9 protein-coding genes are annotated in these 12413 nt (G+C 70.0%); 5 read left to right on the plus strand and 4 right to left on the minus strand.

Annotation, left to right across the window (positions count from 1 at the left end):
* Positions 1-16 precede the first annotated feature (16 nt).
* From ACWGIC_RS17940 to ACWGIC_RS17955, 4 genes are read left to right on the plus strand one after another with little or no spacing between them, the layout of a single operon-like run.
* The gene (locus tag ACWGIC_RS17940) at positions 17-322 is read left to right on the plus strand and encodes a type VII secretion target (RefSeq protein ID WP_452077046.1); all 306 of its coding nucleotides are present in this window, start codon (positions 17-19) and stop codon (positions 320-322) included.
* A complete protein-coding gene (locus tag ACWGIC_RS17945) occupies positions 322-4674 on the plus strand; it encodes a hypothetical protein (RefSeq protein WP_452077047.1) in 4353 nt (1450 codons plus the stop codon). The genes ACWGIC_RS17940 and ACWGIC_RS17945 overlap by 1 nt, the downstream gene beginning before the upstream one ends.
* Before the next feature lie 5 nt (positions 4675-4679).
* Complete coding sequence (locus ACWGIC_RS17950) at positions 4680-5531, plus strand: immunity 49 family protein (RefSeq protein WP_452077048.1); 852 nt, start codon at positions 4680-4682, stop codon at positions 5529-5531.
* 40 nt (positions 5532-5571) lie between these two features.
* Positions 5572-7437: a hypothetical protein gene (locus ACWGIC_RS17955; protein ID WP_452077049.1), complete on the plus strand. Its 1866-nt coding sequence runs from the start codon at positions 5572-5574 to the stop codon at positions 7435-7437.
* 4 nt (positions 7438-7441) lie between these two features.
* On the opposite strand, the gene ilvA is transcribed toward ACWGIC_RS17955, so the two are convergent.
* Entirely contained in the window at positions 7442-8647 is a 1206-nt protein-coding gene (gene ilvA / locus ACWGIC_RS17960) for a threonine ammonia-lyase (protein WP_452077050.1), read from the minus strand.
* Positions 8648-8743: 96 nt separating this feature from the next.
* Here ilvA and ACWGIC_RS17965 point away from each other — a divergent pair, with 96 nt between their 5' ends.
* Positions 8744-9007, plus strand: coding sequence for a hypothetical protein (locus tag ACWGIC_RS17965; protein ID WP_452077051.1), 264 nt, complete (start codon positions 8744-8746; stop codon positions 9005-9007).
* Positions 9008-9680: 673 nt separating this feature from the next.
* Here ACWGIC_RS17965 and ACWGIC_RS17970 read toward each other — a convergent pair.
* The 3 genes from ACWGIC_RS17970 to ACWGIC_RS17980 all read right to left on the minus strand — a co-directional run bounded on the left by ACWGIC_RS17970 (position 9681) and on the right by ACWGIC_RS17980 (position 12223).
* Positions 9681-10838 carry a cystathionine gamma-synthase gene (locus tag ACWGIC_RS17970; protein WP_452077052.1) on the minus strand — a complete coding sequence of 386 codons (1158 nt, stop codon included), beginning with the start codon at positions 10836-10838 and terminating at the stop codon, positions 9681-9683.
* A gap of 96 nt (positions 10839-10934) precedes the next feature.
* The gene (locus ACWGIC_RS17975) at positions 10935-11591 is read right to left on the minus strand and encodes a hypothetical protein (RefSeq protein ID WP_452077053.1); all 657 of its coding nucleotides are present in this window, start codon (positions 11589-11591) and stop codon (positions 10935-10937) included.
* Between the two features lie 86 nt (positions 11592-11677).
* Positions 11678-12223 carry a hypothetical protein gene (locus ACWGIC_RS17980; RefSeq protein ID WP_452077054.1) on the minus strand — a complete coding sequence of 182 codons (546 nt, stop codon included), beginning with the start codon at positions 12221-12223 and terminating at the stop codon, positions 11678-11680.
* Positions 12224-12413: the final 190 nt, after the last annotated feature.

A 12413-nucleotide genomic window follows, 5' to 3' on the forward strand; every position in this document is an offset into this window, starting at 1 on the left:
AGGGGGAAGAAAAACCATGGCACCCAGGGGTTATGAGATCGGCGGCGATCTCGAGGCGCACGCCCGTCAGCTCGACGGGCTCGCCGACGGATTGAAGCAGGCTGTCGATGCCGCGAACCAGGTCAGCATGCCCACCGACGCGTACGGCATTCTCTGCCAGCCGTTCCGGATGATGCTCGACCCGGTCGAGAACTACGGGATCGAAGCGCTGCAGAACACCGTCACCGCGATGGACGCGCAGGCGCAGAAGGTGCGCGACGCGGCGAAGGCGTACGACAACTACGAAGGCGAAGCCGCCGGTTCGATGAAGGCGAGCGACTGATGCCCGACGCCAATCCGCTGGTCGCAGAGTCCAAAAAGGACGGCGACGGGCCGGGGCCGTTCACCGAGGGCAACGGTGATTACGGTTACGCCACCGGCATCAACATCGCCGAATCGGCGACCGACGCGTTCAAGGGAATCGCGGACGGCGACTGGGTTTCCGGCGGTCTCGGCGTCGCGAGCCTCGCCGGCGAGATCGCGGGCGCGGCGATCGACCCGTTCGGCTACCTGATGTCGTCGGTGGCGTCGTTCCTGATGGAGCACGTGCAGCCGCTGAAGGACATGTTGGACTCGGTCGCGGGCAATCCGCCGGTGATCCAGTCCTATGCCGACACCTGGGGCAACGTCGCGAAGTCGTTGCAGGAGCGGCAGAAAGACCTCGAGAACGCGGTCAAGACCGGCACCGCGGAGTGGAAGGGCGACGGCGCGGACGCCTACCGCAAGTCCGCGGCGGAGGCGGCCGAGGCGATCGGCGGCGCGGCGACGGTCGCGAGCGCGATCGGCACCGTCACCATGATCATGGGCCAGGTCGTCGCCTTCGTGCGCGGGCTGGTGCGCCAGCTCATCGCGGATCTGGTGGGCAAGTTGATCTCCTGGGTGATGGAGGAGGTGTTCTCGCTCGGGTTCGGGACGCCGCTGGTGGTCGCGCAGGCCGTCACGGCGATCTCCAAATGGGGCGAGAAGATCAGCGAGCTGCTGACGAAGCTGTGCGAGACGATGCGCCGGGTCTCGCCGCTGCTCGGCAAGCTCGCCGAGGTTTTCACGAAGATCATCAAGGTGCTGGGCAAGCTGGCCGGCAAGGTCACCGGCCTCGACGTGATCAGCACGAAGAACATCAAGGCGGGCGGCTTCTTCCACCGCGGCGGCTCCGGTGGCGGGGGCGGTGCGGGCGGCGGTCATCACGGCGGTTCCGGAGACGGCGACGCGGACCCCGGCTCGCCGTCCGGTTCACGCCGCTCCAACGGGTCGGACAGCGCGGACGGCGGCGACGGTTCGAATGGCAGCCACAACAGTTCGGACGGTTCCGACTCGCCGGGCGACCACTCGGGCGATTCCGGCAGCCACAACGGATCCGACAGTCCCAGCAGCGACAGTTCGTCGCCGTCCGGCTCGCATTCCTCGTCACCGAACGGTTCCGGTCCGTCCACAACAGACACTCCGACGTCGTCGTCCCGGCGCGGCTCCGACAGCTCAGGCGGGAGCCATGCCGACTCCAGCCCGTCGACCTCCAGCCCGTCGACGTTCGCCGGTGATTCGAGCCCGTCCTCCCGCGGCGGGAGCAGTTCCTCGGATAGTTCGTACTCGCCGCAAAGCTCTTCGCACAGCGACAGCCCGTCCTCGGTCAGCGCGCCGCCCAGTTCTCCGCACTCCGGCGGGGCACCGCACTCCGGCGGGTCCGCGTCGTCGGGCGGCGGCACGCATTCCGGCGGCAACGAGCCGACTCCGCATCACTCGAGCAGCAACGACTCGACGTCGGCGAGCGGGTACGCCCCGCCCCGCGCGGACGCCCCTGCTCCGCAATCCGCTCCCCCGCAGCACATTCGCTCGAACGACGGGGGCGGTTCGGCTCCGAACCAGAGTCCGGCGGGCGGCGGAATTCCGCAGCAGGGTGGCGGCGGCAATCCGACCAGCGCCCCGGCCGGTGGCGGCGGTCCGGCACCACGGCCTGGCGGCAGCGGTTGGACCGGGACGCCGGGGACGCGGGCTCCCGAGGTGGCACCGAACCGGGTTCCGGACAGCGGTCCTTCCAGTCGGCGGCCGAGCGGCGGCCCGAGCCCGGCGGACAGCGGCGCGCCGAGTCGCACGCCGGACCGTTCCGGCCCTGGTCCGCAGCGGCCCGGTGACGGCGGCGCTGGCCCGCAACGACCTTCTGACGGTGGCTCCGGCCCGCAGCGCACTGGCGATTCCACCCCGCAGCGGCCTGAAGGCGGCAGCTCAAACCCGCAACGCACAAGCGACTCCACCCCACAGCGCCTTGAAGGCGGCGGTGGTTCTTCGCCGCAGCGTCCGGCCGATTCGTCGAACAGCGGTCCGCAGCGCCCTGGCGACGGCGGCGATGCCGGGCAGCCCAAACGCCCCGGTGCGGACCCGGGTCTCGGCCGTTCGGAGCCAGCACCGGCATCCGGCGGCGGATCGCCAGCGCACCGCGGGTCCGGTGACGGCTCCGCGCCCCCGGCCGCGGCCGTCGCGACCGGCCCCGGTGGCCAGCGCGGCCCGGAGACAGGCGGCGCGCGACGTCCCGACGGCTCCCCCGAGCCCGTCGCGCGCGGCGGTGCGCGTACCGACGCGCCTCCGGCCAGCACCAAACCCGGCGACAGTCCACAACGGACCGGGAAAGAATCCCCGGCGCAGAACGGCAAACCGAACGTCGACGAGTCCGGGAAGCCGAAGGACGGCGACAAGCCGGGCAAGCCCGACAACACCGCCCCGGACAAGAAGCCCACGCCGCACGACGACGCGGAACGCAAGCCGGGCAACGACAAGTCCGACCACCGCCCGGACCGCGACGCGCCCGAACGCAAGCCGGACCACGCCGACCCGGAGCCGAAACCCGAGCACCACAATCCGAACCAGAACGACCCGAACCACCACGACCCGGACGGGTCGAACCACCACGACAACCCGGACCACGACGGCACCCCGCCGCACCACGACGAGCCGCTGTCGCCGGACGAGGTCAACCACCGGCACGCCGAGGACACCCCGGCAGGCAGTTCGTACCACCGCGACGACCCGGAACTCGGCGACCTGCCGCACCGCGTCCAGCCGGACCCGGACGGGCGCTACACGGTGGACGTGCACGTCACGGCGGACGGCCACGCCCGCATCGGCGACCGGCTGTACACGCCGGAAGAGTTCGCCGACATCCTGCGGCGCAACGGAAACTACGACGGCGGGCCGATCCGGCTGATCGGCTGCGATGCGGGATCGAACGATTTCGCGCACCGGCTGTCGCGCGACCTCGACACCGAGGTGATGGCTCCGAGCAAGCCGGCGTGGACCGACTCGAACGGCCGCGTCTTCTCCTCCGACTACGAAATCGGCCCGGACGGACGGATGCGGCCGCGGATCCCGCCGGACGGCGAATGGTCGGTGCACCGTCCCGACGGCACGGCGCACCGCGTCGGCGACGACGGTTTCGCCCCGGACGGCAAGCATCACGACCCACACGACGTCGACGCCGACAGCTCCCGCCACCGCGGCGAAGACGGGGACGACGACGACCTCGACTGGCGCGACCGGCCCGGTCCGGACGGCCGCACGCCGAGGGAAAACCTTGCCGACCCGGAGTACATGAAGAAGCACTACTACGAGTGGACCGACCAGAAAACCGGGCGCACGGAGCTGCGGATCAAGCATTCCGCGGTCGATCCGGAGAACCCGCCGCACCCGGTGGACCTCGTCGACGGCAAGCCGGTGTTCAAGCACGACCGGCCGGCGGCGGAGTTCATGGGGTACGACGACGCCCGGTCGGGCACGCACGCGCCGAAGCACGAAAACGGGACCGCTCCGGAGCACGACGCGGGCAGCGGCCAGCACCAGGGCGACGGCACCGGGCAGCACGACCGGCACGACTCCGGGGACGGCCAGCACGACCAGCATCCCGGCGAGCAGCACGTGCCGGGAACGCATTCCGACACGTCGAACTGGCGGGAGAAGGACTACGAGGCGATCGACGAGAAGGTGCGCGATCGCGAAACCAAGTACCACGAGCTGAACGACACCCCGAAGGATTCTCCGGAGTGGAAGGACGCGCACAACGCGAAGAACGACGCGTCCGAGAAGCTGGGCGAGGAGGCGTCCGGGCACGCGGTGCGCGACCGGCTGCACCGCGAGTTCACCCAGGCCCACCCCGGCCAGGACTTCGACGTCCGGGAGCATCCGGACGCGCCGGAGGGCAGTCACCGCTACCAGATCGTCGACGGCGACGGGAACGTGCGCGCCGACATCACGCCGCGGCACCCGATCGACGGCGAGAAGCCGGGAGCCGGGAACTTCGACCACATCTGGGAGGTCGACTACCACAACGGCGGCGAGCCGCACTACATCGTGCACGAGGCGAAGGGTCCGGGCGGCCAGCCCAGCACCCGGTACGTGCCCGAGGACATGCGCACCTACCGGCAGGGCCACCCGAAGTACTTCGACGACATCGTGAAGAAGATGGCGCACACCGACCCCGACCTCGCGGACGCGCTCGAGCGTGCGAAGCTCGAGAAGAGGCTCGATTATGTGGAGGTGCGAGCGTTGGTCGACCAAACCGAGCGCACGCACAAGAACCTCGGCTACGCCTACAAACCCTTCAACGGTTACGACTACAAGTCGCCGCTGACCCCAGCGTCCGGTGAGGAATGAGATAGATGACCGCCGTTCCCAGGCATTCCGTCAGCATCGACGTCGCGTGGAAGCAGATCGAGAAGTTGTCGCCGCAGGTGGCCTTCTACTTCGACTACATCACGAAGGACACCAGCGCGCTGGCGAACGTTCTGCGCCGGGAGCTGATGCTCGCGCAGTACCGCAGCGTCGTCGATCCGGACGCCGAGGACCCGGACACGTGGGGCGACCTCGGCCTCGCCGCACAGGCCGCGGCCGCCGCTTTCACCGCGGCGTGCGCGCCGGAGGGGCAGGAGGTCGACGCGGTGATCGGCCGCCCGCGGCGCTTCGCCGCCACCGGACCGACCCCGCGCACCGACCCGGCCGCCTGGCTCACCGCGGCCTGGCTCGCCGTGATCCAGCGGGACGACGTGCTGATCCAGCAGCTGGCCGCGGTGCCGCTCGACGTGCTGCGCGAGTCCGGCATCGAGCACGACGCCTACATGTACCCGTGGGTCGAGACGCTGCAGACGTTCCTCGCGCACCGCGAGGTCACCCCGGAGATGTTCCTGCCCGCGATGGACGGGACCGACCCGGACACCGCGCAGTTCACGCCGCCCGCGGCGATGCTGCAGCTCGTGTACCCGCCGATCCGGATGTTCTATTACGTGCTGCGCCGGGACTCGGAGAAGTTCGCCGAGGCGTTCGTCTCCGCGCTGGAGCGGCACCGCGAGTACTGGACCGCGCAGGACCGCGACACCGACCCGGACGGTTTCCTCGCGCTGGCCCCGCTGGCGGTGGCGGTGCTCGCCCGTTCGGTCGGGATGACGTTCGACGTGCAGTCCGGTTACACGCCGGCCAACCTGCTCGCGGGCATCCTCCCGCCGCAGAACGGCTGATCGGAATGAAGCGTTCGCCCGGCGAGGAGCCGCTGAAATCATGACCCGGCCACCGGTGCCGCTCACCCCTGCCCAGCAGCAGGATCTCGTCCAGCAGATCGGCCAGGCGGCCGCGGCCGCGCTGCCCGCGGGCTGGCAGCAGCTGCACGTCGTCTGCCGCGCCGCGGGACGGCACGTGGAAGTCGACGTCGCCGTGCTCGCCCCGGACAACCGGACCTACCCGGTCCAGCCGCATCCGGAACTGCCGCGGCTGTTCGGCGTGCTGCGGACCGGGATGTACCAGCCGGGCCGGGGCACGTGGCTGAGCGCGACACTGGTGTTCTCCCCGCAGCGGCCGCCGTTCGCGGACTACCAGCCGGACGTCGAACCGCGGTGGCGGCAACTGCCCCCGCCGATCGGTTTCCAGGACGAGCTGCGGTTCTTCCCGCGCGAGGACCGGTTCGTGCCGCCGTGGTTGCGGCAGCGGGCCGGTGCGGCGGCGATGCCTCCGCCGGTGCCGGGTGCGCCCATGCCGCCTGGCGCTCCCGGACAACCGGTTCCGCCGCAGGCCCCTGGCGCGAGCCCTGCCGTGCCTCCGCCGCTGCCGGACTCGGGGCAGGTCCCGCCGCCCTTGCCGGGCACGGAAAATCCGGCTCAGCCGCCTTCGGGTGGGCCCGTCACTCCTCCGCCGCTGCCTGAGGCGGAACCGCCCGCGGAACGCTCTGTTCCCGCGCTCCCGGTGGACGAACCCGGCACGCCTTCGCCGCTGCCCGATGCGGAACAGCCCGCAAACGCCGTCGCCGCACTCCCTGTGGACGAACCCAGCGCACCTGCGCCGCTGCCCAATGCAGAACAACCTGCGAACGCCGAGCACGCCGTCCCCGCGCTCCCTGTGGACGAGCCCGGCACGCCTCCGCCGCTGCCCGATGACGAGCAGCCGGTATCCCCTTCCCTCCAGGAAGCAGCTGCTGTCCCGGCGTCGAATGGCGACGAGGCGCAGTCCGAACCGAGCGAAATCGCGGCGGCCGAGATCGCGCACGAGGCTTCCGAACCGGAATCCGTTGTCTCCAAAGGGAATTCAACCACCGGAGCGAGCCCGGCAGCCGAGCTGCGCACTCCGCGCGTGTACGACGGCTTCGACGAGGCGGGGAATCCGGTCGTCGAACGGGAAACGTTGTCGCCGGAGGAGCGGGAGCGAGTTCTCGCCTACCTCGACAGCGCGCCGGTCATCCTGGCGTCCCGCAGCAATGACATCGACGCCTTCGATCCGTCCCGCACGGACGCGGTTCCGCTGAATTTCCGGACCGACGGCAGCTGGGTGTGGCCCGGCGCGGTCGGCTATTACCTGCGTGAGCACGGGATTTCGCCGGATCCGGAACTGGTCGAGCACATCCGGGCGGCCGGGTACGCCGTGCCTGAGGTGGACGAAGCGACGCAGCAACGGATGCTGGCGGCGATGACCAGTCCGCCCGCCGAGGAAAGCCGTCCCAGCGAGGCAGAAAGTGCGTCGCCGGATCCGGACCAGCTGTTGAGCGAGATTTCGGCGGCGCTCGTCGCGGCGGCTCCGCAGGGGTGGCAGCAGATCGTGTTCGACTTCATGGCGCTGGGCAGGCACGCGAACCTCGCGTGCGGTGCGCGGATGGCCGACGGGAGCACGCAGCAGGTTCCGGTCGCGCGCGAGCTGTCGAAGCCGTTGGCTCAGCTGCGGCGGAGCAAGTACGTCCAAGGCCGGGGCACCTGGTACACGCTGTCGCTGGTCATCGACCCGCCGTCGAGCTACCAAGCCAGCTTCAACGAGGACGACGAGCCGGCCTTCCACACTCCGCCCCGGCCCGAGGACTACGCACTGGACCAGGAGCTTTACCCGCGCGACGAGGATTACCTCCCGCTGTGGTTCAGCGCCCGGCTTCCGGATAGTCCGCAGTAGACAGTCAGGGGACGATCGTGAACCCGGCGCCGGCGAGGGCGGCTTCGACCTCCTTGCAGTGTTCCGGGCCGCGCGTTTCCAGGGCGAGGGCGACGTCGACCTCGCCAAGGGCCAGGCTGCCGGAGATGCGGGAGTGCTCGACGTCGAGGACGTTCGCGCCCAGCTCCTTCACGCACGACAGCACCGAAACCAGCGAGCCCGGCCGGTCCGGCACTCGCAGATGCAGCTTCAGGTAGCGGCCGCCGGCGGTCATGCCGTGCTGGATGATCTGTTGCAGCAGCACGGGATCCACGTTGCCGCCGGAGAGGATCGCCACCACTGGCGGTTCGAAAGCGCCGGGATGCTGCAAAAGCGCGGCCACTGAAGCCGCCCCGGCCGGTTCCACCACCAGCTTTCGCCGCTCCAGGCACAGCAGCACCGCGCGCGACAAGGATTCCTCGGTCACTGTCACGACATCGTCGACCAGCGACTGGACGTGCGTGTAACTGACTTTGCCCGGCTCGCCGACCGCGATTCCGTCCGCCATCGTGTGCACCTCGCGCAGCCGGACCGGTACGCCCGCCGCCAGCGAAGACGGATAGGCGGCCGCGTTTTCGGCCTGCACGCCGATCACCCGGATCTCCGGGTGCAGCGCCTTCACCGCCGCCGCGACCCCGCCGACCAGCCCGCCGCCGCCGGTCGGGACGAGGATCGTTTTCACTCCCGGCACCTGCTCGAGAATCTCCAGGCCGACAGTGCCCTGGCCGGCGATGACGTCGGCGTGGTCGAACGGGTGGATGAAGACCGCACCGGTGCGTTCCGAGAACGCGATCGCCTCAGCGAGGGTTTCGTCGACGACATTGCCGTGAAGGTGCACTTCCGCGCCGTAACCGCGGGTCGCGGCGAGTTTCGGCAGCGGAGCGCGCTGGGGCATGAAGACGGTCGAGGAAATGCCTAGCAGCGACGACGCCAGCGCGACGCCCTGCGCGTGGTTGCCGGCACTGGCCGCGACGACGCCGCGGGCGCGTTCTTCAGCGGTCAGGCCGTGGATGCGGGTGTAGGCGCCGCGGATCTTGAAAGAACCGGTGCGCTGCAGGTTCTCGCACTTGAGGTACACCGGGCCGCCGTGCAGCCGGCGCAGGTCGCGGGCATGCTCCATCGGCGTGACGCGGGTGATGCCCTCGAGAAGCTTCCGAGCTTCCTGGATGCTCTCGACGCTGACCAGTTCCATGGCGCCGATGATGCCACCGACGGACGGCCGGGGTGCGCCGCCCGGCGGACCGGTACCCTGGATAACGGCAGCCACACATGATCAGGGAGTGCGACCATGGCACGCGCGCAGCACGGGACCACCGCCCGGGCGAAGTCCCGCACCGGTCTGCTGCCGCTCGCCGCGGGCATCCTGTCCGCCGTGGCCCTCACCGGAGCCGCCTACGCGACGGTCGAGGCGGCCGCCTGCACCGGCTCCGCCCAGTACATCCGGCACGACAACCACATCGAACTGGTCGGCGGCTGCGTCAGCGGAGCCGAACTCCCGGCGACGACCGGAACCCGGCAGGCCAACGCGCAGCCGGAGAACAGCAAGCCCTGACGCTGGGCTGGTTTTTCGCTGAGCGGGGCTGGGGGCTGAGGCTCGGGCGGCAATGGCTTTCGGCTAGGCGCACTGGGGGCTGGGCAGTGTGGGCGCTTGGTCTCGCGGGGCCGGGGGCATGGGCGCCAAGAGTTTTCTGCTGAACGACGCCGAAAACTGGACGACATGGGCATTTGGCCTGACGGCACCGGAGACTTGAGCGGCAGATCGGCTGAGCAGCGCTGCGGACTCCGACGACACAAGCTTCCCGCCGAACGACGCTGAAACCCCGACGACACAGGCATTCGGCCTAACAGGGCTCGAGACCTAAGCGGCAAGAAATCTGGGCTGAGCGACACCAGAACCTTAGGCAGCAAGAGGTTTCGCCAGTCTTGCTAGGCGAATCAGCGGAAACGGCTCGCCGAGACAGCGAATTATGCGTGATCCCGCCTCATCAGACCGCACTGAGCGAGCGAGAACTCGACGCGGCGGACAGCTCACGGCCAGAGCGACCCCAGCTGAAGCCGAGACTCAGATCCGAGGCGCTGGGGCAGCCTGACCAGCGCGAGCGCGCCAGAAAGCGCCACCACCCCGGCAACCTCAGCTCACCAACGCATCCCAGGCCGGGAAGGCGCACCGGAAACCCGGCCAGCGCCCCTCCCCGCCCCGTCCACGAGCCAAGCTGAAGCCAGGATCAGCCCAGCGCCTGTGTAAGGTCCGCCACCAGGTCGCGCCCGTCCTCGATACCCACCGAAAGCCGGACCAGGTCCTCCGGGACTTCCAGCGTCGAGCCCGCGGTGGAGGCGTGTGTCATCTTCCCCGGGTGCTCGATCAGGCTCTCGATGCCGCCAAGCGACTCCGCCAGCACGAACAGCTTCGTGCGGGACGCGACCTCCAGCGCGGCCTTTTCGCCGCCGGCCACGCGGAACGACACCATCCCGCCGAAGCGGCGCATCTGCTTCGCCGCCACCTCGTGGCCGGGGTGTTCCGGCAGGCCGGGGTAGTAGACCTGGGTGACCTTCGGGTGCTTCGCCAAGGTACGAGCGACCAGGTCGGCGTTGTCGCTGTGCCGTTCCATCCGCAGGGCCAGCGTCTTGATGCCGCGCAGGGTCAGCCAGGCGTCGAACGGACCCGGCACCGCACCGGCGGCGTTGCGCAGGTAGAAGAGCTGCTCGCGCAGTTCGTCCTCGTTGGTGACGACCGCGCCGCCGACGACGTCCGAGTGGCCGCCGAGGTACTTGGTGGTCGAGTGCACCACGATGTCCGCGCCGAGGGCCAGCGGGGTCTGCAGGTACGGCGTGGCGAAGGTGTTGTCCACGACCAGCCGGGCTCCCCCGTCGTGGGCCGCGCCAGCCAAGGCGGCGATGTCGGCGACGCCCAGCAGCGGGTTGGTCGGCGATTCGCACCAGATCAGCTTGGTTTCCGGGCGCATCGCGGCCCGTACGTCGTCGATCCGGCTCAGGTCGGCGACCGTGTGCTCGACGCCCCACAGGCTGAGCACCTTGTCGATCAGCCGGAACGTGCCGCCGTACGCGTCGTTGCCCAGCACTAGGTGGTCGCCGGGGCGCAGGACCGTGCGCAGCACCGCGTCGGACGCTGCCATGCCGGACGCGAACGCCAGCGTGTGCCGGGCGCCTTCGAGCGAGGCGAGCGCTTCCTCCAGCGCGGTCCGCGTGGGGTTCGCGGTGCGCGAGTACTCGTAGCCGCCTTCGCGGGTGCCGCCCACGCCGTCCTGCGCGTACGTGGACGTCTGGTAAATCGGCACGATGACCGCACCCGTGCGGGGATCGGGCTGCTGCCCGGCGTGGATCGCGCGTGTTTCAAAACCCAGGACGGAGTAGTCGTCGGCCATGGTCCCCAGGGTACGGGGCACCCCCGACAATCCCATCAGCTGGGAGGCAACTCACCATGCGGGAGGGCTGCCGGTACAAAACCGGCAGCCCCTCCGTCACCAGCCCTGCGGCGCCGGGTATCCGCCCTGTGCGGGCGCGCCCGGACGGTGGTTGACCCAGTCCGCGGTCGGCTTCACGATCGCCAGCACCAGGGTCGCGATCGGCGGGATCAGCGCGATCAGGGAACCTCCGATGCCCCGGCCCAGCATCCGTGCGCTCTCCGAGTAACCCGAGTACTCGACTCCGGCGGCGACGACGCTCAGGACGGTGTACGCGATCACCACCCCGCAGCCGACGATCGTGCACAGCCGGGCGGCGGGCTTGTGCAGGAACAGGCCGATGCCGCCGAAGAACAGCAGGCCGACCAGCGCCGCGTTCACCACGATCGACACGTACAGCTGCCACACCGTGATGTGGATGGCCGACAGCGCGATCACGGCGACGATGAGCTGGATGATCGCGAAAACGCCGCCGATGATCGCGAGGATCCCGGCGATGATCGCGGTCGCCCCGTTCGGCTTCGGCTGGTACACACCAGGCCCGCCCGGATAAGCCGGGTACGGCTGCCCGCCGGCCGGCGGGCCGAACGGCGGCTGCGGCGCGCCCGGGTACGGCTGCGCCGGCGTCGGCTGGCTCGCCGGGTACGGCTGCCCCGGCAACGGGCCGCTCTGCGGCTGCTGGGGCTGACCCTGCGGGTTCTGGGGGTAAGTCACGGGGAGTCCTCGGTATATCTGGTCCCGCCGGCGGCGGGTGGAGTGCCTGTATCGTGCCAGGTCCGCTCCGGTTACGGGGACGGATTTCACCACTGTCGCGAGGGTGACGAAGCGGGCACCACGGGTACGCGATAACGCAGGTAGCCGAAGGTCCGCGGAAGCCCGGCCAGCACGAGCACCAGCAGCACCGCCGCCGTCAGCGCGACGCGGTCGAGCGCGGCGAAATTCTCGAACCGCAGCAGCGTCCGGAAGTATTCGAGGTACGCCGGGGAACCGTCGAGCGCGGGCTCCAGCAGGAGCGCGCCGAGAGCGAGCAACGAGCCCGCGATGAGCAGCACCGCGCCGGCTGTCGCCCGGAAGAAAGTGGCGATCGCGCCGACCAGCAAAACCAGCGAAGCGGCCAAGTACGCAGCGAGATCGACGAGGGTCAACGACGAGAGATCGCCAAGACTGAATCCGGACGGAATGTCGAGAAACAGCCGCGCCGGAAGATAGCCGGACGTCGCGGCGGCGACGAGCCCGAACAGCGCGGCCGCGATCGCGGTGCTCCCGTTCGGCCGGTACGGCACCGGCTCCGCCACCGAATATTCCCGTTCCCGCTGCCGTGCCGGAAGTCCGTGCAGGCCGCTCACAGCAGGTCCCCCTCGGGCTGGGAAGGCGTTTTCGGACGGCGCTCACCCTAGCCCGGAAATGCACGGTTGGGGACCGGCTCGAGCGCATGGGCGCCGCAATTCCCCCGGCTGTCGGAATGGCCGGGAAAAGGCCACCACTTAGCCGTGAATCCCGCGAAAAAAGGACCGGAAACGACGAAGGGCACCGCCG

The organism is Amycolatopsis sp. NPDC054798, from assembly GCF_053611505.1.

Coding starts and splice junctions, on each gene's coding strand:
- ACWGIC_RS17970 (WP_452077052.1), bottom strand. CDS start 10,838: ATGGCCGACGACTACTCCGTCCTGGGTTTTGAAACACGCGCGATCCAC.
- ACWGIC_RS17955 (WP_452077049.1), top strand. CDS start 5,572: ATGACCCGGCCACCGGTGCCGCTCACCCCTGCCCAGCAGCAGGATCTC.
- ilvA (WP_452077050.1), bottom strand. CDS start 8,647: ATGGAACTGGTCAGCGTCGAGAGCATCCAGGAAGCTCGGAAGCTTCTC.
- ACWGIC_RS17945 (WP_452077047.1), top strand. CDS start 322: ATGCCCGACGCCAATCCGCTGGTCGCAGAGTCCAAAAAGGACGGCGAC.
- ACWGIC_RS17950 (WP_452077048.1), top strand. CDS start 4,680: ATGACCGCCGTTCCCAGGCATTCCGTCAGCATCGACGTCGCGTGGAAG.
- ACWGIC_RS17965 (WP_452077051.1), top strand. CDS start 8,744: ATGGCACGCGCGCAGCACGGGACCACCGCCCGGGCGAAGTCCCGCACC.
- ACWGIC_RS17940 (WP_452077046.1), top strand. CDS start 17: ATGGCACCCAGGGGTTATGAGATCGGCGGCGATCTCGAGGCGCACGCC.